Below are 25439 nucleotides of genomic sequence, written 5' to 3' on the forward strand. Positions count from 1 at the left end.
CTGATCCCGCTGTCCTGATCCCGCTGTCCTGATCCCACTGTCCTGTTCCCGCCTTCGACCGGAGGACCCCATGGCGACGATCGGCTTCCACGCCTCCCACGAGCAGATCCCTCCCGAGCAGCTGCTGCGCGACGTCGGGCACGCCCAGCAGGCCGGCTTCGGCGCCGCCATGTGCTCGGACCACCTCGAGCCGTGGTCGCCGCACCAGGGCCACTCCGGGTTCGCCCTGTCCTGGCTGGGCGCCGCCCTGGCCACCACGGACCTGCCCTTCGGGTTCGTGCACGCCCCGGGCCGGCGCTACCACCCCGTGGTCACCGCCCAGGCCACGGCCACCCTCGCCCGCATGTTCCCCGGCCGGATCTGGACCGCCCTGGGCAGCGGGCAGAAGCTCAACGAGCGGGCCGTCACCCCGGACTGGCCGGCCAAGGAGCACCGGCAGCGGTTCCTCGAGGGCAGCTTCGACGCCGTCCGCCGGCTGCACGCGGGCGAGGAGGTGTCCTGCCGCGAGCCGTTCCACGCCGACCGCGCCCGGGTCTGGGACCCGCCGGAGGTCCTGCCCGCCCTGCGCGTGGCCGCGCTCACCCCGGCGACGGTCCGCCGCTTCGCCCCCCTGGCCGACGGGTTCATCACCGTCCAGCAGCCCCTCGAGGACCTGCGCCGGATGCTCGAGACCTGGCGCGAGGCCGGCGGCACCGGGCGGACCGCGCTGCAGGTGCACCTGAGCTGGGCGCCCTCCCCGGAGCAGGCCCGCGCGATCGCCCTCGACCAGTGGCGCACCAACGTCTTCGACCCCGTGACCATGGCCGAGCTCGCCTCACCCCAGGACTACCTGCGCAAGGCGGTCCAGGAGGACGTGGGGGACGAGCAGATCGCCGGGGCGGTCAACGTCTCCGCCGACCTCGGCCGGCACGCCCAGTGGCTGCACGAGTACGCCGACCTCGGCTTCGACGAGATCTACCTCCACCACGTGGGGCAGGAGCAGGGCCGCTTCCTCGACGCCTTCGGGGGGACGGTGCTGCCCCAGCTGGCGCAGGCCTGATCCGGGGCGGCCCCGGGCGCCGGTCCCGGGAGCGCGGGCTACGGCAGCCGGGACGGGCGCCGCAGCACGGCCGCGCCGGCCAGCTCCGGCTCGAGCGGGACCGGACTGTGCAGCACGGCCGGTCCGCGGTGCAGGTCGCCGCTGGACAGCGGCCGGCAGCGCAGGCCCCCTCGCCCCCGCATGGCGGCGTGCGCGCCCGGAGCCAGGACCCGGTCCATCCAGGCGCAGGGATGGGCCGGGCGCCCGCCCCGCAGCCGCACGAGGGCGCCCCGGGACTCCAGCGCGAACTCCTCGCCCAGCAGCGGGGCCAGGTGGGCGCCCCGGAGGACCACGTTGCGCCGGGTCAGGAGCGGGTCGAAGGGGCCCGTGCCCAGGTCCGCGGCCATGGCCTCGAGCGCCTCGACGGCGAGCAGGGTGACGGCGGCGTCCATGTGCGCGGCCTTGCCGAAGAACCGGTCGCCCACCACGCCCTTGCCGGCCACCAGCTCCACCCGCTCGGCGTCGGTGGTGGGGACGTCCGCCGCGCCGTCCCGGGCGCGGCCGAAGTAGGCGTGCGCCGGGGACACGAGCAGGTGCAGGACCTCCACGTCGTACCGATAGGTCGCCGTCATGCCCCACACCCCTCCGTCGTCGCGGCCGCCGGTCCGGCGCCGCCTCGCTGCCGCCGGACCTCAGCATAGGCAGGGCGGACGACACCGGGGGCGCCGGGCCGCGCCGCCCCGCTCTTCCCTGCACCCGGGGAGCGGCCCGCGATCCTGTCCCCTTTACGGATGCACACCTGGTGTCCCGGGGTGCGCGAGGGCAAGAATGACAACGACGGAGGACAGCCGCGGGGCACCGTGGTCCGGATGGGGGAGGGAGGTCGCGTGTCTGCCAGACGCTCCGCCGGGGGACGGTACCGGCTGGCCGGGCCGGCCGGGTCGGCCGTGGTCGTCCTTGTCGTGGTCCAGCTCCTCCTCCGGGGCGTCATCTCCGTGGCGCAGCTCGCGCTCGGAGCGGCGGCGCTCGTCGTCGTCGCGCTGGTGCTCGGTCAGCGGTTCCTCGTCCCCTGGCTGGCGCGCCGGTCCCCGAACCGGCCGCGCATCACCACGACCCGGGCGTGGACGTGCCCGATGCCCCCGGAGGAGGCCCTCGAGCGGATCCGCACGGCGTTCGAGGACCTCGGCCCGGCGGTCCGCTCCGAGGAGTGCTGCGTGGAGGTGTCGGTGGGCTCGGACGTCACCTTCCGTCGGCGCGGGACGGCCTCCGAGTTCGGGTGGCGGGCCCTGCCCCTGCGGGCCACCTTCCGGGTGGCCCGCCGCGGCGGTGGGTCCGAGGTCTCCGCCGACGTGCGGGACGACCTGGGCTGGTACCCCGAGGCGCCCGGCAGGCTCGTGGAGGACGAGGTCGACCGCCGCAGCGCCTCCCTGATCGAGCGGGCGATCTGCGCCACGGGACGCTGACCGCCGTGCCCGGCGCGGTGCCGGCCGGTCCCCGGAGGCGCCCCGGGCGGGGCGGGGGCCGGAGGGACGGGAAGCCTCAGGCGGAGGTCAGGGAGGCGGCCAGGGCGTCGACGACGGCCCGGGTGATCTCGTCGGTGTCGGCGGTGCCGCCGATGTCGCGGGTGAGGTGGCCGGCGGCGGTGGTGGCCTCGATCGCGGCCTCGACCCGGCGGGCCTCGGTGTGCAGCCCGAAGTGGTCGAGCATCAGGGCGGCGCTGGCGATGGTGCCGATCGGGTTGGCGATGCCCTTCCTGGCGATGTCCGGAGCGGTGCCGTGGACGGGTTCGAACATCGAGGGGAACCGCCGCTCGGGGTTGAGGTTCGCGCTGGCGGCGAGGCCGAGGCTGCCGGCCAGGGCGGAGCCGAGGTCGGAGAGGATGTCGGCGTTGAGGTTGGAGGCCACCACGACCGAGAGCTCTTCGGGGTGCAGGACGAACTTGGCGCTCATCGCGTCCACCAGCACGGACTCGGTCGTCACGTCGGGGTAGTCGGCGGCGACGCGGGCGAAGACCTCGTCCCACAGGACCATGCCGTACTGCTGGGCGTTGGACTTGGTGACGCTGGAGACCTTCTGGACCGTGCGGGTGCGGGCGAGGTCGAAGGCGAAGCGGATGATGCGCTCGCAGCCCTTCTCCGTGAACAGGGAGGACTGCACGGCGACCTCGTTGCCGGGACCCCGGCCGGCGAGGTTGCGCCCGCCGAGTCCGGCGTACTCGCCCTCGCTGTTCTCCCGGACCACGACCCAGTCCAGCTCGGTGTCGTCGGCCTTGCGCAGCGGGGAGACCACTCCGGGGAGGAAGCGCACGGGGCGGATGTTGGCCCACTGGTCGAAGTTCTGGGTGATGTTCAGCCGCAGCCCCCACAGGCTGACGTGGTCGGGGACGTTCTCCCACCCCACGGCGCCGAAAAGAATCGCGTCGAAGTCCTGGAGGGTCTCCAGCCCGTCGGCCGGCATCATGACCCCGTGCTGGGCGTAGTACGCACTGCCCCAGGGGAACTCGGTCCAGTCGAAGGAGAACGCCCCGTTCGACTGGGCGGCCAGCGCGTCCAGGACCGTGCGGCCGGCGGCGACGACCTCCTGGCCGACGCCGTCGGCGGGGATCGAGGCGATCGTGAAGACCTGGTGCTCGGCCATGGGGTGCTCTCCTTCTCGGGTGCTCCGGTCGTGGTGTCCGCAGCGCAGCGCGGCACCGGGTTCCAGTAGAGCGCTCCGAGCAGCGTGAGGTCCAAGACCGGAATCCCATCCCCCGGATAGGGATTCCCTATGACACGATCCGCGGCACGTCCTGCGGCGCCGTCCCCTCCTGCCGGCCCGCCCCCTCGGCCCGGCCCGGCGCCGCCCGCTCCGGTGCCCGGGGGTGGTCCGCGGCGTGCCGGGCCGCGTGCTCGGCGGCGACCGCCAGGAACGCGCGGGCGGCCGGGGTCAGGTGCGCCGGGCGGCTGAGCGCGGCCACGTGCAGCACGGTGACCGGTTCGATCCGCAGCACCCGCAGCCCTGCCTGGCGTGCCAGCGGGGTCCAGGAGGAGGGCAGCACCGCGTGCCCGACCCCTGCCAGCACCAGCGGGAGGACCGAGGTGCGGTGGGCGACCTCGGCGGCGATCTCGACCGGCACCCCGCCGGCCAGGGCGTCGTCGACCAGCCGCCGCATCAGCGAGCCCTGCTGGGAGACGACCACCCGGTGCCCGGCCAGGTCCTCCCGGCGGATGGCGTCCCCGCCACCGAAGGTGTCCGCCTGCGGTGCCACGATCAGCACCAGGGGCTGCTGCCCCAGGTGCATCACCTCGACCTCGGCGGAGCGGAACGGGTGCTCCGAGCCCAGGACGCCGATCTCGGCGCGGCCGGTGCGCACCGCGTCGGCCACCTCCTCGGGGGTGAAGGCCGCGTCCACGCTGACCGTCACGGCCGGGTGGGCCCGCGCGTAGGCGGCGATCATCGACGTGAGCGGTTCGACGCCGGGGGAGGGCATGGCGACCACGTCCAGGCGGCCGCTGCGCACCCCGCGCAGGTCGTCGACGGCGGCCCGGGCGGCCTCCAGGTCCCGGACCACCACCCGGGCCGGGCCCACCAGCTCCTCGCCGGCCTCGCTGAGCACCACCCGCCGCCCGATCCGGTGGAACAGCGGCACCCCCAGTTCCCGCTCGAGGCCCTTGACGGTCTGGGACAGGGAGGGCTGGGCGATGAGCAGCTGCTCCGCGGCCCGGGTGAAGCCGCCGTGGTCCACCACGGCCAGGAAGTACGTGAGCTGCCGGACGTCCATCGTCGTCTCCTCCTGCGTCCGTGCGGCGGGGCGTACGGGCCCGACCGCCCCGTCCTGCCGTGGGGCCGCGTCCGTGCGGCCCCGACCCGCCCCGGGGGTGCGGACCCCTCGGTCCTGCCCGTGGGTGCAGGAAACAACATGCCACAGAAGTGCGGCCTCCCCCGTCCTGGAACCAGGGCGTCCCCGTGCGCGGCGCCCCTGCGGGCCGTGGGCGGATCGTGTCCCGCCCGGCTCGGCGTCGTCCCGGGCCCGCGTGCGCCGCGACGGACGCCCAGGAGCCGGGATTCTCGCGGCCTCGGCAGTTTGCAATTGACTTAAGATTCGAACACGTATTCGAATGGGGGCGTGAGCTTTCCGCACCTGCACGTCGCCACCGCCTTCAGCGCCCACTTCGGGGTCAGCCGGCCTGCCGTCCTGGCGGCCGCCGCCGCGGCGGACGGCGCGGACGCGCTCGCCTGCACCGACCGGGACGGGCTCTACGGCGCGATCAAGCACCTGGGCGCGTGCCGGGAGCACGGCATCGACCCGGTCCTGGGGGTCGACCTCGCCCTGCTGGACCCCGGCCGCGAGCGCGCCCTCGGCCGCGTGGTGGTCCTGGCGGCCGGTGGCACCGCCGGTGCGGGCTACGCCGCCCTGTGCCGGCTCGTCTCCACCGCCCACGCCGCAGCGGGCCCGCCCGGGGTGACCGCCGCCGAGATCGCGGCCTCCGCACACTCGCCCCGGCACGGGGAGCCGGTCCTGACCGTCCTGCTCGGGCCCGCCTCCGACGTCGGGCAGGAGCTCGCGGCCCGCCGCTACCGCACCGGGCGCGCCGCCCTGGCCCGCTGGCGGGCCCTGCTCCCCGCACCGGCGCTCGCCGTGGAGGTGGTCTCGCACCTCGCCGCCCCCGGCACGGCGTGCAGCACCTCCCACGCGGCCCGGATGCTGCGCGCCGCCCTCGAGGCGGGGCTGACCCCTGTGCTGACCAACGCGGTGCGCTACGCCACCCCCGCCGAGGCCGCCACCGCCGACGTCCTCGACGCCGCCCGCGCCCTCACCCCGCTCGAGACCCTCGGGGCGCGCGCCGGCCACGCCCCCGGCGGCAGGGGCGCCGGACGGACCGGGACGTCCCGGCGGACGGCGGCGCCGGAGCCGCTGCAGCCCAACGGCCAGGGCTGGCTCAAGTCCGCCCGGCAGATGCGCGCGCTCGCCGCGGAGATCGCCCGGGCCGCGGACCTCGGCGTCGCCGGGACCTCGGCCCTGCTGGCGGGCACCCAGCGGGTGGCCGACCGGTGCCGGCTGGACCCGGTGGCCGACTGCGGCTGGGGGCGGCCGGTGGTGCCCGAGGCCTCCGTGCTGGGCCTGGACCGGCCGGCGCCCGCGGAGCTGCGGGCCCGGTGCGAGACGGGACTGGGCCGCCGCTACCCGGGCCGCCGCGCGAGGCGGGCCGTGCGGGACCGGCTGGAGCAGGAGCTGGGGGTGATCGAGGACCTCGGCTTCGCCTCCTACTTCCTCACCGTGGCCGAGGTCTCCGCGATGATCGGGCAGATGGGGGTCCGCCACGCCGCCCGCGGCTCGGGGGTGTCCTCGCTCGTCAACTATCTGCTCGACGTCTCCCAGGTGGACCCGCTCGAGCACGAGCTGCTCTTCGAGCGCTTCCTCTCCAACGACCGTTCGACCCTCCCGGACATCGACATCGACGTCGAGTCGGCCGAGCGCCACCGCGTCTACCGGCGGATCTTCGAGCGCTTCGGCCCCGAACGGGTGAGTCTCATGAGCATGCAGAACGCCTACCGGGCCCGCGGCGCCGTCCGGGACGCCGGGCTGGCGCTCGGCATCGACCCCGAGACCGTGGACGGTGCCGCCAAGCAGCTGTGGCACCTGCCGGCCTCGGCGCTGCGGGAGACCATCGCCCGCCAGCCGGAGCTGCGGGACTTCGCCGAGCAGGTGGCCCAGGAGAAGCAGCTCGACCTCCTCGTGGACCTCACCGAGCGCCTGGACCGGCTGCCCCGGCACATCTCCATGCACCCGTGCGGGGTGATCCTGGGGGACCTGAGCCTCCTGGACCGCACGCCGGTGCAGTCCAGCGGGACGGGGATGCCCATGAGCCAGTTCGACAAGCACGACATGGACCCCATGGGCATGCTCAAGCTCGACATCCTCGGCGTGCGGATGCAGTCGGCGCTCGCCCACGCCGTCGACGAGGTGGCCCGCACCCACCCGGACCGGCCCCGCCTGGACCTCGAGGCGATCCCCGTGGACGACGGGAGGACGTTCGAGCTCATCCGCTCGACCCACACCCTGGGGTGCTTCCAGATCGAGTCCCCGGGCCAGCGCGAGCTCATCGGCAAGATGGCGCCCACGAGCTTCCGCGACCTCATCGTGGACATCTCCCTGTTCCGTCCCGGGCCCATGCACTCGGACATGGTGCGCCCCTACCTGGAGCACCGCCACGGCTGGTCCGCGCCCGTCTCGATCCACCCGTCCCTCGACCCGATCCTCGCCGAGACCCACGGCGTGACCGTCTTCCACGAGCAGGTCCTGCGCATCCTCGACACCTTCACCGGGTGCGGTCTCGCCCGGGCCGACGAGCTGCGCCGCCGGCTGGGCTCCGAGCGCCAGCTCGAGGTGGAGGAGTTCTTCCGCGAGCGGGCCCGGGCGCGGGACTACCCCCTGGACGTGGTGGACCGGGTCTGGGAGACCCTGGCGGCGTTCGGCTCGTTCGGCTTCTGCAAGGCCCACGGAGCGGCGTTCGCGGTGCCCACCTACCAGTCCGCGTGGCTGAAGGCCCACCACCCGGAGGCGTTCCTCGCGGGGCTGTGGGAGCACGATCCCGGGATGTACCCCAAGCGCCTGCTCGTGGGGGAGGCGCGGCGGATGGGCATCCCCGTCCTGCCCGTGGACGTCAACCGCTCCGACGAGCACTACCGCGTGGAACGGCTCGACGACGACCCCGCCCGCCTGGGCGTGCGCCTGGCCCTCACCGGGATCCACGGGGTCTCCCGGGCCGAGGTCCGCCGGATCGTGGCGGGGCAGCCCTACGCCTCGCTCGCCGAGCTGCGGCAGCGGGCCCGTCCGGCCCGGCGCACCCTCGAGCGCCTCGCCGCCGTGGGGGCCTTCGACGGCCTGCTGCGCCGCTCCGGCGGTCCCGCTTCCCGCGCCGACCTGGTGCACGCCCTGCGGATCCGGGCGGACAGCGGCCGGCCCGCCCGGCCGGACGGGGAGGTCGAGGGGCAGCTGGCCCTTCCGCTCGGGGACCTCGAGCTGCGCGCCCTGCCCGCGGAGCGCCCCGAGCCCACCCTGGCGGAGAAGGTCCGCACCGAGCTGGACCTGCTCGCGGTGGACGTCTCGGCGCACCTGCTGGAGAGCTGGGCGCCCCTGCTCGGCGAGCTCGGGGTCACGCCCGCGGAGCGGCTGCTGGAGCTGCGCAACCGGTCCGAGGTGCTCGTGGCGGGGGTGCGGGTCTCGACCATGACCCCGCCCATGCGCAGCGGCCGGCGGGTGGTCTTCGTCAGTCTCGACGACGGCACGGGCGCGGTGGACTGCGCCTTCTTCTCCGACGCCCAGACCCGCTCGGGGCAGCACCTGTTCGGCACGCGGATGCTGCTGGTGCGGGGCCGGACGCGGCGCACCGGGCCCCGGGGGATCAGCATCAGCGCCGAGCAGGCCTGGGACCTGGCCGACCCCGGAACCCCGGCCGCAGTGCGCGCCGCGGCCCCGCCGATCCTCCGGGGATCAGGGGCAGGATGAGCCGGGAAACCGCCCGGATCCAGGGGTTTCACTCTCGGTGAAGCCATTGGCCAGCGAACTGATTGCCAGTATGGTTACTAATAACAGCGGACGAGCTGCACCCCGCCTCCCCGGGCGGAGATCGTCCGCGGCGAGCCCCCCGTCCAGGGGAGCCCGTTGCCTCGCAGAATAGAGAAGGAGTTCTCATGGCTACGTACGACGTGAACGCACTGCTGTCCGCCACCGCCTACGGGTCGGACGGCGACAAGATCGGCAAGGTCGAGCAGGTCTTCCTGGACGACAACACCGAAGAGGTCACCTTCGTGACCGTCAACACCGGTCTGTTCGGCACCAAGGAGAGCTTCGTCCCCGCCGACGGCGCCCAGCAGGACGGCGACCGCCTCGTCCTTCCCTACACCAAGGACGTCGTCAAGGACGCCCCGAACGTGGACGCGGACCAGCACCTCTCCCCGGCCGAGGAGGAGGAGATCTACCGTTACTACAAGATGAACTACTCCGGCAACGACGCCGACGACCGCGACCGCACCGACCGTGACCGCACCGCCGGCGTTGCCGGCACCGCTGGCGCCGCCGGGACCGCCGGCGCCGCAGGTCTCGCCGACCGCGACGACCGCTACGCCGCGGACACCGACCGCAACGCCGTCCCGGCCACCGACACCGCCGGCACCGCCGGGGTCACCGGTACCGCCGGCTACGCCGAGACCGACCGTGACCGTGACCGCACCGCCGGGCTCACCGACACCGACCGTGACCGTGACCGCACCGCTGGGATCGCCGACGTCGACCGTGACCGTGACCGCACCGCCGGGCTCACCGACACCGACCGCGACCGCACCGACCGTGTCGACAACGGCGTGGTCCGCCACGAGGAGCAGCTGCACGTCGGCAAGGAGCGTCAGGAGACCGGCCGCGCCCGTCTGCGCAAGTACGTGGTCACGGAGAACGAGACCGTGGACGTGCCCCTCGAGCGCGAAGAGGTCCGTGTCGAGCGCACCCCGCTGAGCGGCACCGAGGCCACCGCCGGCACCATCGGCGAGGAGGACGTCGACGTGACCCTCCACGAGGAGCGCCCCGTCGTCGCCAAGGAGACCGTGGGCGTCGAGAAGGTCGGCCTCGAGAAGGACACCGTCCGCGACACCGAGCGCGTCGACGCCGAGGTCCGCAAGGAGCAGGTCGAGGTCGAGACCGACGCCGAGCGCGGCACCGGCCTGACCGACGACGATCGCCGCGACCGCATCTGATCGCACCCGATCGACTCCGGGGCCCCCGTCACCGTTCCGGTGACGGGGGCCCCGTCGTCGTGCCGGACGCTGTTCACCCCGCTGCCCGCCGGGCCCGCGTGCCGGGCACGGCCGCGTAGTAGACCAGGCCCAGCGCGACCACCGCCGCGGCCGCCACGTACATCCCCCGGTAGCCGAGCGCGGGGACCAGAGCCCCCATGAGCATCGGGCCCAGCGCCACACCCACGTCCATGCACAGGAAGTAGGTCGACGTGGACAGCCCCACGCGGGTGAGCGGGGCCGAGCGGACCGCGGCGGCCTGGGCCGCCGAGAGCACCGCCCCGTAGCCCACGCCCAGCACCGTGCCCGAGGCGAGCACGAGGAACGGCGAGTCCGCGGCCGCGAGCAGCAGCAGCGCCACCACGAAGAGCAGCAGCGACGGGTACAGCACCGCGTTGTCCCCGCGCCGGTCCTGCAGCCGGCCCGCGAACGGGCGGCTCACCAGGACGGTGACGGCGTAGGCCACGAAGTACGCGCCCGCGGGGCCCACGAGGTCCGCCTGCACGGCGAACGGGTTGAGGAAGGACAGGACCGCCGAGTACCCCACGCCCACGAAGAGCATGAGCGCCGAGACGGGCAGGGCCCGCGCTTCCACGAACTGCCCCACGGAGAAGGAGCGCAGCCCCGCCCGCTGCTCGGCGGAGAGACTGAGCTCGGGGACCCGGGTGACGGCTCCCACGGCGAGGCCCAGCAGGGCGACCGCCGTGCACACCCCGAAGAGCGTGTCGTAGCCCACCGCCGTGGACAGGCTCAGTCCCGCCAGGGGACCCAGCGCGGCGGCCAGGGTGGTGGAGAGCATGAAGTACCCGGTGCCCTCGCCCCGCCGGTGCGCGGGGATGAGGGCCTGGACGGACGCGGGCAGCACGGTGGTGGCCATGCCGAAGCCCACGCCGTTGAGCACCCGCACCACCAGCAGGCCCCAGAAGCCGGTATCGAGCAGGTAGGCGGCGGCGCACAGTGCCAGCAGCACGAGCGCGGCGAGCAGCACGCGCCGGCGCCCGAGCAGCTCCATGTACTTGCCGGTGAGCAGCCGCGCCAGGACCGCCCCGACGATGAACGCGCTCGTGGCCACCCCGGCCAGCGCCTCGTCCGTGCCGAAGCGCTCCATGGCGTAGAGCGCCATGACGGTCATCAGCAGGTAGAAGTTCATGGAGATGAGGAACTGGCCCGCCCACATCAGCACGAAGCCGGCGGTCCACAGCCGGTGCGGCGGGGGAGAGGGCACCTCCCCTCCCGGTGCGGGCGGGTCGGGCGGTCCGGGAACGTCTGCGGGCATCGGGTGGCCTCACCTCCGCCGGCCATCATCTCACCGCCGCGGCCCCCACCGGCCGACAGGTACCATCGATGCAGTGCGCGCCGCCCGCCGGTGCCGCTGCCACGCGCCCCCCGTACCGGTGCGTGCCGATCCCGACCCGAGGAGCACCTTCCCCATGACCACCGTGCCCGAGCACCAGCCCGAGTCCGCCCCCCTCACGATCACCGTCGACGGCGAGCAGCGCACGGTGGGGACCGGGACGTCCGCCGCGGACCTGTACCGCGAGGACCGCTCCGTGGTGGTGGCCCGGGTCAACGGCGTGCTCAAGGACCTCGCCACCGGGCTGGCCGACGGGGACGCCGTGGAGCGGGTGCTGATCTCCGATCCGGAGGGCCTCGAGGTGCTCCGCCACTCCGCCGCCCACGTCATGGCCCAGGCCGTGCAGCAGCTGCACGAGGACGCCAAGCTCGGCATCGGCCCGTACATCACCGACGGCTTCTACTTCGACTTCGACGTCGAGCAGGCGTTCACGCCCGAGGACCTCAAGACCATCGAGAAGCGGATGCAGCGGATCGTGAACTCCACCCAGTCCTTCCGCCGCCGTGCGGTGAGCGAGGAGGAGGCCCGGGCCGAGATGGCGGACGAGCCGTACAAGCTCGAGCTCATCGCCCTGTCCCAGGGCCCCGGCTCCGGCGCGGACGTGGACGCCGCCGCGGAGGGCGCCTCCGTGGAGGTCGCCGCCGGCGAGCTGACGATCTACGACAACGTGGACCGCAAGACCGGGGAGACGGTCTGGAAGGACCTGTGCCGCGGCCCGCACCTGCCGGACACCAAGCTGATCGGCAACGGCTACGCCCTGATGCGCTCGGCCGCCGCCTACTGGCGCGGCTCCGAGAAGAACAAGCAGCTCCAGCGCATCTACGGCACCGCGTGGCCGTCCAAGGAGGACCTCACCGCGTACAAGAACCGCCTCGCCGAGGCGGAGCGGCGCGACCACCGCCGGCTCGGCTCGGAGATGGACCTGTTCTCCTTCCCCGACGAGCTCGGCTCCGGCCTTCCGGTGTTCCACCCCCGGGGCGGGATCATCCGCAAGACCATGGAGGACTACTCCCGGGAGCGCCACACGGAGGCCGGCTACGAGTTCGTCTACACCCCGCACATCACCAAGGGCCACCTCTACGAGGTCTCCGGCCACCTCGACTGGTACCGCGAGGGCATGTTCCCCGCGATGCACGTGGACGAGGAGCGGGACCCGCAGACCGGGGAGCTGACCAAGCAGGGCCAGGACTACTACCTGAAGCCCATGAACTGCCCGATGCACAACCTCATCTTCCGCTCCCGGGGCCGCTCCTACCGGGAGCTGCCGCTGCGCCTGTTCGAGTTCGGGCAGGTCTACCGGTACGAGAAGTCCGGCGTGGTGCACGGCCTGACCCGGGTGCGGGGCATGACCCAGGACGACGCCCACATCTACTGCACCCGGGAGCAGATGAAGGCGGAGCTGACCACCACGCTCGGCTTCGTGCTGGACCTGCTCAAGGACTACGGGCTGGACGACTTCTACCTCGAGCTCTCCACGAAGGACCCCGAGAAGTTCGTGGGCTCGGACGAGCTCTGGGAGGAGGCCACGAACACCCTCGCCGAGGTCGCGGCCGAGTCCGGGCTGGACTTGGTCCCGGACGCCGGCGGCGCCGCGTTCTACGGCCCGAAGATCTCGGTGCAGGCCAAGGACGCGATCGGGCGGACCTGGCAGATGTCCACCATCCAGCTCGACTTCAACCTGCCGGAGCGCTTCGACCTCGAGTACCAGGCCGCCGACGGCACCCGGCAGCGGCCCGTGATGATCCACCGTGCCCTGTTCGGCTCCGTGGAGCGGTTCATGGGGGTGCTGGTGGAGCACTACGCCGGGGCGTTCCCGGCGTGGCTGGCCCCCGTCCAGGTCGTGGCGATCCCGGTGGCCGAGGCCTTCAACGACTACCTGCAGGGCGTGGTGGACACGCTGCGGGCCCGCGGCGTGCGCGTGGAGCTCGACGCCGGCTCGGACCGGTTCCCCAAGAAGATCCGCACCGCCTCCAAGGAGAAGGTCCCGTTCGTGCTCATCGCGGGCGGGGAGGACGCCGAGGCGAACGCCGTGTCCTTCCGCTTCCGCGACGGCTCGCAGGACAACGGCGTCCCGGTCGGCGAGGCCGTGGAGCGGATCGTGGCGCACATCCAGGGCCGGATCAACGAGGAGCCGACGGCCGCCGCCGCCGAGGACCCCCGCGCCGCCGCGGAGACGGCCGGGGTGGGGCAGTGACCGGTACGGCGCCCGACGCCGGGCCCCCGCACCACTGGATCCGCCAGGACGAGTTCGAGATCCCCGGGGTGCCCGACAGCTTCCAGCGGCTGTGGACCCCGCACCGGCTCGCCTACGTGCGCGGCGAGGACCCGTCCGTGCGGGAGGACCCCGGGTGCCCCTTCTGCAACGGCCCGCAGCGCGCGGACGAGGAGTCGCTGATCGTCCACCGCGGCGAGCACTGCTTCGTGATCCTCAACCTGTTCCCGTACAACCCCGGCCACCTCATGGTCTGCCCGTACCGGCACGTGGCCGATCTGACGGAGCTCGAGCCGGCGGAGCTGCGGGAGCTGACGGACCTGACCCGCACTGCGGTCGCCACGATCCGCAGCGTCGCGTCCCCGCACGCCTTCAACGTGGGCATCAACCTGGGGGCCGCGGCCGGCGGCTCCCTCTCGGGACACCTGCACCAGCACGTGGTGCCGCGCTGGAACGGGGACGCCAACTTCATGCCCGTCCTCGCCGGGACCAAGGCCATCATGCAGACCCTCGGGGACACCCGCCAGGACATCGCCGACGCCTGGCCCGCGGCCTGATCCGCGTCGTCGTCACACCCGAGCCGTCCGCCCCCGGGTGCCGCGGCGCTCAGCCGCGGGCGTCCCGGGCGGGAGCACCGCGCCGCCGGTGGACGAACTCCTCCCGCGGCTGGAGGCCGCGCCGCTCCAGCAGCGCACCGAGGTGCGGGCGGCGTCCCAGCAGGGCCTCGAAGGCCTCCATCGGGGCGGTCTCATTGCCACGGGAGAGCACCTCCTCGGCGAAGCGCCGCCCGTTCTCCCGGGTCGGTCCGCCGCGGGACGTGAACCACTGCGCCGTGTCGGCGTCGAGGATCTCGGACCAGATGTAGGAGTAGTAGCCCGCGGAGTAGCCGCCGGCGAAGATGTGCTTGAAGTACCCGGTCCGGTAGCGCGGGGCGATGCCGTCCACGTCCACCCCGGCGCGGGCGAGCGCCTCCTGCTCCACGGTCCGGGGGTCCGGCAGCTCGGCGGGGTCCTCGATCCCGTGCCACGCGAGATCCAGGTAGGTCGAGGCGAGGTACTCGACGGTCCGGTAGCCCTGCCCGTGCGCGGAGGCCTCCCGCAGGCCCGCGAGGGTCTCCTCGGGGATCGGCTCGCCCGTGCGGTGGTGGCGGGCGTAGTGCCGGAGCACCTCCGGGTGCAGCACCCACATCTCGTGCACCTGGGAGGGGTACTCCACGAAGTCCCGCGGCACCTTCGTCCCGGAGAACGAGGGCAGATGCACGTCGGAGAGCAGCCCGTGCAGCGCGTGGCCGAACTCGTGGAAGACCGTCACCACCTCGTCCAGGGTCAGCAGCTTGGGCCTGCCCGCGGGCGGCCGGGTGAAGTTCGCGTTGTTGACGACGACGGGGCGCTGACCGGTCAGCCGGTTCTGGTGCACCAGCGACCCCATCCAGGCGCCGCCCTGCTTGGTGGGTCGCGTGAACCAGTCGCCCAGGAACAGCCCCACGCCGCGGCCCGCCTCGTCGGTGACCTCCCACACCCGCACCTGCGGCAGGTAGCCGTCCAGGTCGGGGCGCTCGGTGAAGACCAGCCCGTAGAGCTCCCGGGCTGTGCGGAAGATCCCGTGCTCCAGCACGGACTCCAGCTCGAAGTGCTCCCGCAGCGCGGAGGCGTCCACGGCGTAGCGCTCCCGGCGCAGCCGCTCGGCCCAGAACGGCCAGTCCCACGCCTCGATCGGGTGCCCGGCCAGCTGCTCGAGCTCCGTCCGCTCCTCGAGGGCGTTGCGCACGGCGGGGCCGGTGATCCGCTCCAGCATCTCGTGCACCGCCTCCTGGGACGGGGCCGTGTTCCCGGCCATGACGTGGTCGCCGTGGCTGCGGTAGCCGAGCAGCCCGGCCTGCTCCGCGCGCAGCCGGGCGATCCGGGCGGCCACGGGAACCAGGTCCGTGCGGCTCTGCGAGCCCTCGCCGCCGTGCTCGCCGGTGCCGCGGTTGACGGCGGCCAGGTGGATCCGCCGGCGCAGCGCGCGGTCCGTGAGCACCGACAGCACGGGCTGCACGGTGAACAGCGAGGGCGTGAGCAGGTACCGGCCGGGCATCTCGTTCTCGGCGGCCGCGGAGGCGGCGGCCTCGACGTCCGTGGGGGACAGCCCGTCCAGCTCCGCCGGGTCGTCGACGACCACGGCGGAGGCGTTGACCTCCCGGATCAGGTCGTTGCCGTAGCCGATGCTCAGCTCCGAGAGCTCGTCGTTGATCTCCCGGAGCCGCCGCTGGTCGTCCAGGGTCAGCTCCGCACCGGAGTTCGCGAACCAGGAGACGTACTCGTCCAGTGCGCGCAGCTGCCACGGCTCCAGGTCGGTGCGGTCCACCCGCCGGACCCGGGCGTAGAGCTCCTTGTTGAGCGTGAAGTCCGCCTTGTGCTCCGACAGCCGCGGGGCGAGCTCCTGGTAGATCCGCTGGATGCCCTCCGTGTTGTGCGCCGCGGTCAGCGTGAAGAAGACCGACTCGACCCGGTCCAGGGCCAGACCCCCGCGCTCGAGGGCCTCGATGGTGTTGGCGAAGGTGGGCGGGTCCGGGTCGGCCAGGATCGCCCGCACGCACTCGAGGTCCTGGGCCATCGCCGCCTCGAAGGCCGGCAGGAAGTGCTCCTCCTTGATCCGCCCGAAGTCGGGAAGCTCGTAGGGGAGCGGGCTGGGGCGCAGGAGTGGGTTGTCCAAGGGCCGGCTTCTGTCGTGGTGGGCGGACGGGTGCGACCAAGACTAGCCTCCCGGTGTAACGGGTGTGGACGCGGGTGTCGCCGCCGAAGACGACGTCGACGACCCCTGACGGATCGGCCAGACTGGACCTCGCCCCGAGGGCCACTGACGTTCTGGGAATGGCCGCAGAGATGCCTGCGTCCGGAGAAGGAGTGCCTTGCTCATGACCCACCCCGCGAGGGAGTACGACGTCGTCATTGCCGGCGGTGGACTTGCCGGGCGCAGCCTCGCCTTTTTCCTGAGCCGCGAACCAGGGCTGTCCGGGGCGCGGATCCTCATCATCGACGACGCCGGAGATCGATACCCGCACCGTTCACTGATCTACTGGCACGACGACGCCCTCCCGTTGCCCCTGACGCCCGCAGCCACGTTCACGAGCCTCGCGGTTGACACAGGACCTGCCCAGCGGGTGCTGCCGCTCGAGCGCCACCGCCTGTGCCTCACCTCGTCACGGGCGGTTTTCCGGTGCTTCGACGACGTCATCGATGCCAACCCTCAGATCACCCGGCTTGACGCACGAGTTTCCCGCGTACGGGTCCATGCCGGCTCGGTGGACGTGGCCCTCTCCGATGGCCGGCTCGTCACGGCGTCCCACTGCTTCGACAGCACCGTGCCCCCCACCGGGATCAAGGCACCACTGCTCATGTCGGGTGAGGTTCGTCGGGTGCGGACTGCGCACGACTCCTTCGACCCATCGGTTGCCACCTTCATCGACTTTCGGTCCGGCGAACACGACCCCGTGCATTTCCACTGCGTCCTGCCGATCTCAGCCCGAGAAGCCGTCGTCGAAATCACCCGGATCATGCCGGAGAAGGCTCACACCCCGGAATTCTCGTTCGAACAGGCAACGTCGGACTACCTGCGCAAGGTCTGGGGTGTGAGCGAGTTCTCCCTGCTGTCCGTGGAGCGGGGCTCCATCCCCTTGGGCATCCGCCCCAGTCCTCCCCGCGGCCGCCATGTGCGCGTCGGATGTCCCGCCGGGGCCGTCAAGGCCACCACAGGCTACGGCTTCACCCGAATCCTTCGCCACACCCAACACCTCGCCTCCACGCTGGCCTCCACCGGCTCACCAGACGCTCCCCGGCCGTCCGCACGCTTCCGCTGGTACGACAGACCCGTGCTCAAGATGTGGGAGCACGATCCCGAACGCGCGGTGCAATTCATGAAAGCCGCGTTCACCTCCGGGGATGCTGATCTCGTCCTTGACTTCCTCGACGAGCGAACCACTTTCGTACAGGAACGGGGGCTGCTCGGGTCCATGCCGGTCACGATGCTCCTGCAGCCACGTCTATGGATCTGAGCCCGTCATCTCCACCTCCTGTCCGGGCGAACCGGCACACCAACGTTCGGCACGCGGTCGCAACAGATTCGACACAGGGCAAGAGGATCGCTGCGGGCACCCGGCGTAGTGGCACCATGCCCCGCCACGGGTGTTGAGGCTCTTGCGTAAGCCATGGGATGCGAGTCGTCTCATCCAGCGTGCAGAAACGATGGTCAATGCGCATGAGCCATGGAATCGGGCTGTGCGCGGGTTTCGACGGTCAAACAGGATCTGGACCGGCAGGTCGATGCCCTCCGGCAGGTCGGCACCGCATCTGAACGGATCTATCTGGATATCAAGTCCGGGGCCACCACCGACCGTCCCGGGCTGACCGCGGCCCTGGCCTATGCCCGGGAGGGTGATGTGATCGTGGTGCATACCCTGGACCGGCTCGGACGCACCGTGCGAGACACCCTGAACCTGATCCACGACCTCGCCGAGCGAGGGGGGCGCAACCTGGCGGACCCGATCAAGGTGGACTCCACCAATCCGAGTGATCCGATGGCGCAGCTGGTGGTGGTGCTGCTGGCGTTGTTCGGGCAGATGGAACGCACCTACACGCTCGAGCGGGCCGCCCACGCGAGGGCGGTGGCCACGGCCAAGGGCCGGCGGATCGGGCGGCCCTCGGTGGTGGACCCGGACAAGCTGGCCATACGCCGCGCACCTGCGATAGTTTGGGCACACGATCGCTGAGATCGTGGCCAGGACCGGGATCACCCGCACCACCCTCTACCGCCACCTCCCGCCCCGGCCCCCGGAGTCGGTGACCGCTGGGCCGGTCATGGTCGCCGATCCCGATCCCGGTGCGAGGGCCTGACGGGGGTCACTTCCGTTGAGGGCCAGTAGGTAGAGATGCTGTCGCAGGTGATCGGCTTCGACAGCCGGCTGCCACCATCTCTCAGCCGTTGGTGGGCAACGGGGAGTGATGCTCGTGGGCGATCAACCACTGCTCGTTGCTGTCCACGAAGACTAAGGTCGACCGGGACCGGCCCGAGACGAATTCCCCCTCGACCTGACAGTCCCACACGAAGATCCCGGTGGCGATGGCCACGGGGCCGAACACATCGATCTTCAAGTCATCGAACCGGCCGTGGAAGTCCTCCATCCCGGTGAGCTGCTCAATCTCCAGCCGCATACCGGTTTCGGCGTCCTGACGGTCCAACGGCTCGACGTCGTCGAACTTCGTGAACTTCGGTCCCGCCAGATGGTAGGACGCCAGACGGTCGAAGTCCTGGGCTGTCGCAGCATCCAGGAACTGCTCGATCCGCGCCTGCACGGAAGCCTGCGCGGCCTCGAAGGGATCAGCGATGATGTCCATCAGTTCCTCCCGGAACTCCTTCCACAGCACCGTGTCAGCCATCGGCCGGAGTCAGCCGGTATCGCGATCGCTGCCATGGTTGCTCTGCATCCTCACTATCGTCCTCCGGACCCACTACGCCCCACCACCGGGGCCGCATCACGATCTGGCTCCGCCCGGGCGTGGTGACCTCGACGAGTGGGTGGGGCGCGCTGCGGCTGCCCGAGACGATAGCCCTCTGGGTCGATTGAGGCTTTTTTCGCTTTCGGGCCAGGGGGCGATACGAGCCACCGGCGAAGCCGTGGGTTCCCCTTGTATATTGGGGCCGTGAACTTCTGCCGCCACCACTCAGAGCAACGCCAACGCGTGCTGCTTGTTGAGCGGCGACGGCGCTAACTCCTTCGCGTCCCGCTCAACACCATTCCGGCGTGGTGTAGCGGCAACACGGCTGACTTTGGATCAGCAATCCGAGGTTCGATCCCTCGCGCCGGAGCCTTCAAATCCCCAGATCTCACTTTGCTCGTTGGGTTCCCCAGTGATTCTTTCCACTGTCGCTCCACGAATACTTATGGATCGGAAGCTGCGGCTACGTTCGGGGTGAGAGATCACGGGGTGTCATGGTGCGTGGGCGAGATCAGTTGCGCACCCCCGGGGGTTCTCACCCGGGGAATCCGCGAGCACCCGTTCCAGCGGTCACCGTTGGAGGTGAAGGCGGTCTTCTTCTCCCCGTTGGGGGGGGGACGGCTTCATAAACGCATGAAGATGCACGGACCCCTACCGGTGGGCCGGCTCGTCCCGGCACAGTAGCGCCATGACGTCGGGGATGGCCTGTGCGGTGAGTGGGTGCGGTCAGGAGGCCGTGACCGTCCTTCCGGTGGTGGCCTGGACGACGGCGACCTTTCGAGAACTGACAGCAGCGCCCATGCACCAGTACTGTCCCGTCCACGAGCCGATGATCAGCGACCGCTACGCGGCCGCGGTGGACTGGACGGTGTGCCGGGACAGCGCCGAAGGTCACCGCCTGGACCCGCAGACCCTCCAGCAGATCTGCGCGCACCTCCAGGCGATGAGGACCCCGAAGGCCCAGGCGGTGCACACCGCCCTCCTCCGCATCACCGGGACCCCCTGAGCCCGGGCATCCATGTCGCGGATCGGCGCAGGCGCCTCTTGGTCCCGGCACGCTGGTCCGGGCGCTTCCTTCTCACCCCCGGGCACACCACGTCCTCCCGTGCGGCGGCCACACCGTGGGGGGCGACGAGCACCTGATGACCACCGTGGGCTGCGTGGCTGTTCGGGAGCGGGGGAGAGCCCACGTAGCGCACGCCTGGGGTTCGGTGGACCCTGGCGGGGTAGTGGGTGTGCGCTCACGCGCCGGCGCGGTGGGCGAGGTGCTCGAGAACGCGCCGGGTCTTGGTCTCCTGACGGCTGAAGGGGTTCAGCCCGCGGGCAGCTACGGCGGTCGAGAAGGCGATCAGGTGATCGAGGGGATCCTCCGTGCTGCCTGCTTCGAGCTGGATCGACAGCTCGAGGAAGTCCAACCCCTCGAGGGCCCACCGCTCCACCATCGTGATGAACTTCCCGACCTCCACGTCTTTCCACCGGGTGGCCTCGATGGGGCCCAGGGCAGTGAGCGCGTCCAGGACCACACGACGATCGGCGCAGGCGGCCAGGAACTGCTGGTGGTGCTCGTTGAACACCTCCTGGGGTGCAAAACCGCCCCGGCGACTGTCTCGGGGTGCGTGCCCTGGTGTGAGCCGATCGGGGGCGATGTCGACCTTCAGGGAGGCGGCCAGGGACCGTCGTGTCCCCGCCCAGTCCTCCTCGATGCGGTACTCGTAGCCGTCCGTCTCGTCCTTTGCGCCGTCTGCCGAGTGCGCCCGGTCCCAGGGATGGGGCAGCTGCGTGCGGCGTGCTGGGCGCAGCTTCACGGTGGCGTCGGCTTCCCAGCTGCCGTTCTTCTTCTCGTCGAAGCGGACCCGGAAGATCTGTCCGGTCTCCAGCATCGGCAGGTGCTGGGGCAGGCCGGGGGTGAGGTCCTCGAGGAACCAGATCCGCCGGACCCGGCCGCCGGAAAGGTCCAGGTCCTGCACAGCCTGATCGACGGTGCCCGGGGGAGACTCAGCAGGATCGCCGCCGACGGTGATCTTGATCTCGATCGGGTGTTCCAGGGGCATGATCGGCTCCTTCGGTGCTTCAGACCCCGGGTCGCACACGGCTCCCGGACCATTGGGGTGAATGCTGCGGCGTGACGCCCGCCTGGTGATCGCTCGGCCGGAGCGCCCCCGACCCGCAGGTGGGGTGGCTCCAGAAGCCCCGCAGGTAGGAACGCCGGCAGGCTGCGGCTGGTCGGTGAGGAAATCGGGGTGGGACAGCTTCTCAGCTGCCCCGTCCCGCCGTGCTCCCGGATTGTGCGGCCGGTGGCCCGTCATCCCCCGGAAGCGGGTACGGCCGAAGGGCGCAGTGACGGAGATTCTCCACGACCACCCGGCGTATCCCCTGGTCACGCCAGGATGGGTCCGATGCGCCAACGGGTCAAGAGCGACCGGGATCATGACATATCCGGCCCAGGCCGGGAGGCGCTACGGCGACGCCCTGTCGGCAAGGTCGCCGTAACCGCGCGCAAATTGCGGTGGATCAGATCCGGTGCCCAATGGAGCCGATAACGGCGAAGTGGTCGTCTTGGAAAGCATGGGATGCGAGACGTCTCGTCGCAGAAATTTACGCCCGCATGTGTGAACCGCAGCGATAAGTGGCGTGCTTCTGACAGAGCTAAATGACGGGAGCAAGGCCGAGCGGTCCGATCCGGGTCGATGGGTCGTTCGAGGTCGAGATGGTTGAGAGTTTGTCCGGCCCGGCCTGCCGTCCCACTTCCAAGGTAGTGGGACGGGCTACGGCGAGATCCTTACGCGATGTGCTTGATCGGCAATTCCTGTGCCACAACTTGGACCAAAAATGCTGACCCATACAGGCCGTACGGAACCAACTTCCGGTACGGTGGACCCATGGAATTGGGGTACGCGCGGGTCTCGACGGCCAAACAGGACCTCGAGCGGCAGATCGATGCCCTCCGGCAGGTCGGCATCGCACCGGAGCGGATCTATGTGGACAAGAAGTCCGGGGCCACCACGGAGCGTCCCGGACTGACCGCGGCCCTGGCCTACGCCCGGAAGGGCGATGTGATCGTGGTGCACACCCTGGACCGGCTCGGGCGTACGGTGCGCGACACCTTGAACCTGATCCACGACCTGGCCGAGCGTGGGGTGGGGGTGCGCAATCTGGCGGACCCGATCAAGGTGGATTCCACCAACCCGAACGATCCGATGGCTCAGCTGGCGGTGGTGCTGCTGGCGCTGTTCGGGCAGATGGAGCGCACCTACACCCTCGAGCGCGCCGCCCATGCCCGGTCGGTGGCCACGGCCAAGGGCCGGCGGATCGGGCGGCCCTCGGTGGTGGATCCGGACAAGCTGGCCTACGCGGCGCATCTGCGCGAGTCCGGGCACACGATGGCGGAGATCGTGGCCAAGACCGGGATCACCCGCACCAGCCTCTACCGCCACCTCCCGCCCCGGCCCCCGGAGCCGGTGACGGCCGGACCGGTCACCGCCGCCGAGCCCGATCCCGGTCCGGCGGACTGATCCACGTGGGGTGATGGTGGTGGTGCAGCTGAGTCCGCGGGAGAAGGCGGCACTGTTGCGCCAGCACCTCGACGACGGGGTGCCGCTGACCCGGCTCGCCGCCCACGCCCACGTCTCGGTCCGCACCCTGCAGCGCTGGGCCGCCGAGTACCAGGCGGACTCCTCGGCGGCCGGGCTGCAGCGCAAGGTGCGCAGCGACCGCGGCCACCGCCGGCTGCCTCAGGAGCTGATCGCGGTGATCGAGGCCTTGGCGCTGCGCCGCCCGGCACCGACGACCACGTTCATCCACCGCCGGGTGTGCGATCTGGCCCCGGAGCGCGGCTGGGCGCCACCGAGCTACTCGAGCGTGCGCAGCGTGATCGCCGCCATCGACCCCGGGCTGCGCACCCTGGCCCTGGAAGGAGACACCGCCTACCGGGACCGATACGAATTGGTGCACCGGCGGTCGGCGGTGGGGCCCAATGAGCAGTGGCAGGCCGACCATACCCTGCTCGACGTCGAGATCCTCGACCACCGGGGTAACCCGGTGCGGCCGTGGCTGAGCGTGATCCTCGATGATTACTCCCGCGCGATCGCCGGCTACACCGTCTTCACCGGTGCCCCGAATGCCGAGCAGACCGCCCTGGCCCTGTACCAGGCCGTGCGGGCCAAGCCCGACCCGCGGTGGCCGGTCCAGGGGCTGCCCGAGGTGCTCTACAGCGACCACGGGGCCGACTTCACCAGTACCCGGCTGGAGCGGGTCTGCCTGGACACCCACATCCGGCTCATCCACTCCCGCGTCGGGGTCCCGCAGGGCCGGGGCAAGATCGAACGCTTTTACGGCACGATCACCACCGAGGTGCTCCCGCACCTGCCCGGCCACATCCCGCACGGCACCGGCGGTACCCCCACCTCACCGCCCGCCCTGACCCTGGAGCAGCTCGACGCGGTGCTGGGGCGCTACCTCATCGAGGACTACCACTCCCGAGTGCACTCCGAGACCGGTCAGGCCCCAGCTGCCCGCTGGATCAGTGACGGGTGGATCCCTCGCACCCCAGCCCGGAGCGAGGACCTCGACCTGCTGCTTCTCACCGCCGCGACCACCCGCATCGTCCAACGCGACGGCATCCGCTTCCACGGCACCCGCTACATCTCCCCGGTGCTGGCCGCCTACGTCTCCGAGACCGTCACCATCCGCTACGACCCCCGCGACGCCGGCGAGGTGCGCGTCTACCACCAGGACACCTACCTGTGCCGGGCGATCGCCCCCGAGCTGGCCGCCGAGACCATCACCCTCCAGCAGCTGCAACAGGCCCGGGGCGCACGGCGCGCCGCGCTCAAGCAGCAGCTGCGCGCCCGGCGCAGCCTCGCCGACGCCCTGCCCGCCGACGACCGCTGGGCACCACCACCCGCCCCGGCGGCGGGTGAACCGGCGGCAGGCCCGCCGGCGGATCGGGCGCCCCGACACCGGTTGCGGACCTATGCCACCGACTGAGCCCGACTCCTCACGCAGCCTGCTGGGCAAGGACGACGACGGCCGGCGCTTCCTCTCCGGCACGTTCGGGGAGATCAACGGGCTCACCTCACCCCCGCCCCCGGGCGCGCCGCTGTTCTTGCCCACGCGGGAGCACCGCCGCTTCACCGAGTTCGCCGACACTGTCCGCGCCCACCGCTACATCGGCCTCTGCTGGGGCCCGCCCGGGGTCGGCAAGACCCTCTCGGCCCGGCACTACGCCGGGGCCCCGGAATGGGAGCAGTGGCAACGAGACCTGGGCGAGGACCGCGAGCCCGGCCCCATCCCCGAGCGGGTCCTCCAGGCCCGCACCGCGCTGTGGACTCCGACCGTCACCGCCAGCCCACGCCAGGTTGACCAATCCCTACCGCGGGCATGCCAGCAGATCTCCTACGCCATCGACTACCACCGCCACGGCCGGGTCGATCCGTTCGTGCACACAGACTCGCGTTCCTCCGGGCTCACCGAGCTGCTCATCATCGACGAGGCCGACCGGCTCAAGACCACCGGCCTGGAACAGGTCCGGGACTACTACGACCGCCACACCATCGGGGTGATCCTGATCGGGATGCCCGGTATCGACAAGCGCCTGGGACGCTACCCCCAGCTCTACAGCCGCGTCGGCTTCGCGCACGAATACCGCCCACTCACCCCCGAAGAACTCACCGCCGTCCTGGCCCGCCGCTGGCACACCGACGGACTCGCCGCCGACGATGACGAGTTCACCCAGACGGTCGCGATCGCCACCATCGCCCGGATCACCGGCGGGAACTTCCGCCTCGTTGACCGCCTCCTCACCCAGATCAGACGCATCCTGGAGATCAACCAGCTGACCACCGTCACCCCCGAAGTCGTCGAAGCCGCCCGCGACGCACTCCTCATCGGCCGCTGACCACCACCTACGGCTGTGGTGATGTATGCCGAGAGGCGTCTCGCCCTACCTGCGGCCTTGACCGCGTTTCTTCATCTCTTGTGCCATGACGGCCAGGCCCACCAGTAAGAGCCCGGAACCTATGGTGATGACCCACGCCCATCCGTCCCCCTCACGGATAGCCCGGGGCAAGGACACCGCGATCATGAAGACGGCGTAGATCCCCAGCAACCACTGCAGGACCTTCGGCATGGGTTTCATGTTCCTCGAGGACTCCATGGTGCGGATCGTCGCACGGCCAGGCCACCCGGGGCTGTCCGATCTTGTGCGACTCAGAGCCCTCAGGCCTCGGCAACCACCAAGGATGCCTTTCTAGGGTGGGCTTCCTCCCGCGCTACGGGCGGTCCAGGCGTTCGAGGCGCTCCAGGTACTCCTGATTGCTCTTCTTCATGTTCCGCCAAGTGAGGACGGTGGACATGAAAGCAGTGAACAGGATGAAACTGCTAAACCATGCGTCCCCGGAGCCCTCAACGATTGCCCAGACCACGGCAGCCGCGAACAAGAGGCCACAGACTATGGCGATGCCCCCGCTAATGGGAGCTCTTGGAGTAGCCACGGGTTCTCCTGTCGGATGGGCTTCATTGGCGACCGTGACACCGGCCGCATTGGCAGACTCGGGACCGGGACCTGATCCGGGCCGATACCTAGTGTGCGATGCTCTCTAGGGCGAGACGCGG

20 protein-coding genes and 1 tRNA gene are annotated in these 25439 nt (G+C 71.4%); 14 read left to right on the forward strand and 7 right to left on the reverse strand.

The window, feature by feature from the left end; translation table 11 throughout:
* Nucleotides 1-70 precede the first annotated feature (70 nt).
* Entirely contained in the window at nt 71-1039 is a 969-nt protein-coding gene (locus AC6CH6_RS03590) for a TIGR03885 family FMN-dependent LLM class oxidoreductase (protein ID WP_498254027.1), read from the forward strand.
* 38 nt (nt 1040-1077) lie between these two features.
* Here the strand turns inward: AC6CH6_RS03590 and AC6CH6_RS03595 are convergent, their stop codons facing one another.
* Complete coding sequence (locus AC6CH6_RS03595) at nt 1078-1650, reverse strand: MOSC domain-containing protein (RefSeq protein WP_133410322.1); 573 nt, start codon at nt 1648-1650, stop codon at nt 1078-1080.
* Nucleotides 1651-1905: 255 nt separating this feature from the next.
* Here AC6CH6_RS03595 and AC6CH6_RS03600 point away from each other — a divergent pair, with 255 nt between their 5' ends.
* Nucleotides 1906-2481, forward strand: a complete 576-nt coding sequence (locus AC6CH6_RS03600; protein ID WP_498254028.1) for a hypothetical protein — start codon at nt 1906-1908, stop codon at nt 2479-2481.
* 76 nt (nt 2482-2557) lie between these two features.
* Here AC6CH6_RS03600 and AC6CH6_RS03605 read toward each other — a convergent pair whose 3' ends face one another.
* On the reverse strand, nt 2558-3655 hold the full coding sequence (locus AC6CH6_RS03605; protein WP_498254029.1) for a tartrate dehydrogenase: 1098 nt from the start codon (nt 3653-3655) through the stop codon (nt 2558-2560).
* Nucleotides 3656-3782: 127 nt separating this feature from the next.
* Nucleotides 3783-4778, reverse strand: a complete 996-nt coding sequence (locus tag AC6CH6_RS03610; RefSeq protein ID WP_498254030.1) for a LysR family transcriptional regulator — start codon at nt 4776-4778, stop codon at nt 3783-3785.
* A gap of 345 nt (nt 4779-5123) precedes the next feature.
* On the opposite strand from AC6CH6_RS03610, the gene AC6CH6_RS03615 reads away from it, so the two are divergent.
* Entirely contained in the window at nt 5124-8507 is a 3384-nt protein-coding gene (locus AC6CH6_RS03615; protein WP_498254031.1) for a DNA polymerase III subunit alpha, read from the forward strand.
* 185 nt (nt 8508-8692) lie between these two features.
* The gene (locus tag AC6CH6_RS03620; protein WP_498254032.1) at nt 8693-9748 is read left to right on the forward strand and encodes a PRC and DUF2382 domain-containing protein; all 1056 of its coding nucleotides are present in this window, start codon (nt 8693-8695) and stop codon (nt 9746-9748) included.
* Between the two features lie 73 nt (nt 9749-9821).
* Here AC6CH6_RS03620 and AC6CH6_RS03625 read toward each other — a convergent pair whose 3' ends face one another.
* On the reverse strand, nt 9822-11012 hold the full coding sequence (locus tag AC6CH6_RS03625; protein ID WP_109243888.1) for an MFS transporter: 1191 nt from the start codon (nt 11010-11012) through the stop codon (nt 9822-9824).
* A gap of 205 nt (nt 11013-11217) precedes the next feature.
* Here AC6CH6_RS03625 and thrS point away from each other — a divergent pair, with 205 nt between their 5' ends.
* The gene (gene thrS / locus AC6CH6_RS03630) at nt 11218-13335 is read left to right on the forward strand and encodes a threonine--tRNA ligase (RefSeq protein WP_498254033.1); all 2118 of its coding nucleotides are present in this window, start codon (nt 11218-11220) and stop codon (nt 13333-13335) included.
* Complete coding sequence (locus tag AC6CH6_RS03635; protein WP_368810824.1) at nt 13332-13910, forward strand: HIT family protein; 579 nt, start codon at nt 13332-13334, stop codon at nt 13908-13910. Before thrS ends, AC6CH6_RS03635 begins: the two co-directional genes overlap by 4 nt.
* 49 nt (nt 13911-13959) lie before the next feature.
* Here AC6CH6_RS03635 and AC6CH6_RS03640 read toward each other — a convergent pair whose 3' ends face one another.
* On the reverse strand, nt 13960-16047 hold the full coding sequence (locus AC6CH6_RS03640) for a M3 family metallopeptidase (protein ID WP_498254034.1): 2088 nt from the start codon (nt 16045-16047) through the stop codon (nt 13960-13962).
* Nucleotides 16048-16249: 202 nt separating this feature from the next.
* On the opposite strand from AC6CH6_RS03640, the gene AC6CH6_RS03645 reads away from it, so the two are divergent.
* From AC6CH6_RS03645 to AC6CH6_RS03655, 3 genes are all read left to right on the forward strand, one after another.
* Nucleotides 16250-17386, forward strand: coding sequence for a lycopene cyclase family protein (locus AC6CH6_RS03645; RefSeq protein WP_498254035.1), 1137 nt, complete (start codon nt 16250-16252; stop codon nt 17384-17386).
* Nucleotides 17387-17596: 210 nt separating this feature from the next.
* Entirely contained in the window at nt 17597-18100 is a 504-nt protein-coding gene (locus AC6CH6_RS03650; RefSeq protein WP_498254036.1) for a recombinase family protein, read from the forward strand.
* A 4-nt stretch (nt 18101-18104) separates the two neighbouring features.
* Nucleotides 18105-18224 (forward strand): hypothetical protein, encoded by a 120-nt coding sequence (locus AC6CH6_RS03655; protein WP_498254037.1) that lies wholly within the window; start codon nt 18105-18107, stop codon nt 18222-18224.
* An 81-nt stretch (nt 18225-18305) separates the two neighbouring features.
* On the opposite strand, the gene AC6CH6_RS03660 is transcribed toward AC6CH6_RS03655, so the two are convergent.
* On the reverse strand, nt 18306-18725 hold the full coding sequence (locus AC6CH6_RS03660; protein WP_498254038.1) for a nuclear transport factor 2 family protein: 420 nt from the start codon (nt 18723-18725) through the stop codon (nt 18306-18308).
* Between the two features lie 401 nt (nt 18726-19126).
* On the opposite strand from AC6CH6_RS03660, the gene AC6CH6_RS03665 reads away from it, so the two are divergent.
* Both AC6CH6_RS03665 and AC6CH6_RS03670 read left to right on the forward strand, forming a co-directional pair.
* Nucleotides 19127-19197, forward strand: a tRNA-Gln gene (locus AC6CH6_RS03665).
* Between the two features lie 366 nt (nt 19198-19563).
* Nucleotides 19564-19833, forward strand: a complete 270-nt coding sequence (locus AC6CH6_RS03670) for a hypothetical protein (RefSeq protein ID WP_498254039.1) — start codon at nt 19564-19566, stop codon at nt 19831-19833.
* 235 nt (nt 19834-20068) lie between these two features.
* Here the strand turns inward: AC6CH6_RS03670 and AC6CH6_RS03675 are convergent, their stop codons facing one another.
* Complete coding sequence (locus AC6CH6_RS03675; RefSeq protein ID WP_498254040.1) at nt 20069-20878, reverse strand: hypothetical protein; 810 nt, start codon at nt 20876-20878, stop codon at nt 20069-20071.
* Between the two features lie 828 nt (nt 20879-21706).
* Between AC6CH6_RS03675 and AC6CH6_RS03680 the strand changes: the two genes are divergently transcribed.
* From AC6CH6_RS03680 to AC6CH6_RS03690, 3 genes are read left to right on the forward strand one after another with little or no spacing between them, the layout of a single operon-like run.
* The gene (locus tag AC6CH6_RS03680) at nt 21707-22339 is read left to right on the forward strand and encodes a recombinase family protein (protein WP_498254041.1); all 633 of its coding nucleotides are present in this window, start codon (nt 21707-21709) and stop codon (nt 22337-22339) included.
* A 13-nt stretch (nt 22340-22352) separates the two neighbouring features.
* Nucleotides 22353-23813, forward strand: coding sequence for a transposase (locus tag AC6CH6_RS03685; RefSeq protein WP_498254042.1), 1461 nt, complete (start codon nt 22353-22355; stop codon nt 23811-23813).
* On the forward strand, nt 23800-24723 hold the full coding sequence (locus tag AC6CH6_RS03690; RefSeq protein ID WP_498254043.1) for an AAA family ATPase: 924 nt from the start codon (nt 23800-23802) through the stop codon (nt 24721-24723). The genes AC6CH6_RS03685 and AC6CH6_RS03690 overlap by 14 nt, the downstream gene beginning before the upstream one ends.
* Nucleotides 24724-25439 lie beyond the last annotated feature (716 nt).

This window comes from Kocuria sp. GQ42, assembly GCF_059758435.1.

Coding starts and splice junctions, on each gene's coding strand:
- AC6CH6_RS03590 (WP_498254027.1), top strand. CDS start 71: ATGGCGACGATCGGCTTCCACGCCTCCCACGAGCAGATCCCTCCCGAG.
- AC6CH6_RS03595 (WP_133410322.1), bottom strand. CDS start 1,650: ATGACGGCGACCTATCGGTACGACGTGGAGGTCCTGCACCTGCTCGTG.
- AC6CH6_RS03605 (WP_498254029.1), bottom strand. CDS start 3,655: ATGGCCGAGCACCAGGTCTTCACGATCGCCTCGATCCCCGCCGACGGC.
- AC6CH6_RS03610 (WP_498254030.1), bottom strand. CDS start 4,778: ATGGACGTCCGGCAGCTCACGTACTTCCTGGCCGTGGTGGACCACGGC.
- AC6CH6_RS03620 (WP_498254032.1), top strand. CDS start 8,693: ATGGCTACGTACGACGTGAACGCACTGCTGTCCGCCACCGCCTACGGG.
- thrS (WP_498254033.1), top strand. CDS start 11,218: ATGACCACCGTGCCCGAGCACCAGCCCGAGTCCGCCCCCCTCACGATC.
- AC6CH6_RS03645 (WP_498254035.1), top strand. CDS start 16,250: ATGACCCACCCCGCGAGGGAGTACGACGTCGTCATTGCCGGCGGTGGA.
- AC6CH6_RS03650 (WP_498254036.1), top strand. CDS start 17,597: ATGGAATCGGGCTGTGCGCGGGTTTCGACGGTCAAACAGGATCTGGAC.
- AC6CH6_RS03660 (WP_498254038.1), bottom strand. CDS start 18,725: ATGGACATCATCGCTGATCCCTTCGAGGCCGCGCAGGCTTCCGTGCAG.
- AC6CH6_RS03675 (WP_498254040.1), bottom strand. CDS start 20,878: ATGCCCCTGGAACACCCGATCGAGATCAAGATCACCGTCGGCGGCGAT.
- AC6CH6_RS03680 (WP_498254041.1), top strand. CDS start 21,707: ATGGAATTGGGGTACGCGCGGGTCTCGACGGCCAAACAGGACCTCGAG.
- AC6CH6_RS03685 (WP_498254042.1), top strand. CDS start 22,353: ATGGTGGTGGTGCAGCTGAGTCCGCGGGAGAAGGCGGCACTGTTGCGC.
- AC6CH6_RS03690 (WP_498254043.1), top strand. CDS start 23,800: ATGCCACCGACTGAGCCCGACTCCTCACGCAGCCTGCTGGGCAAGGAC.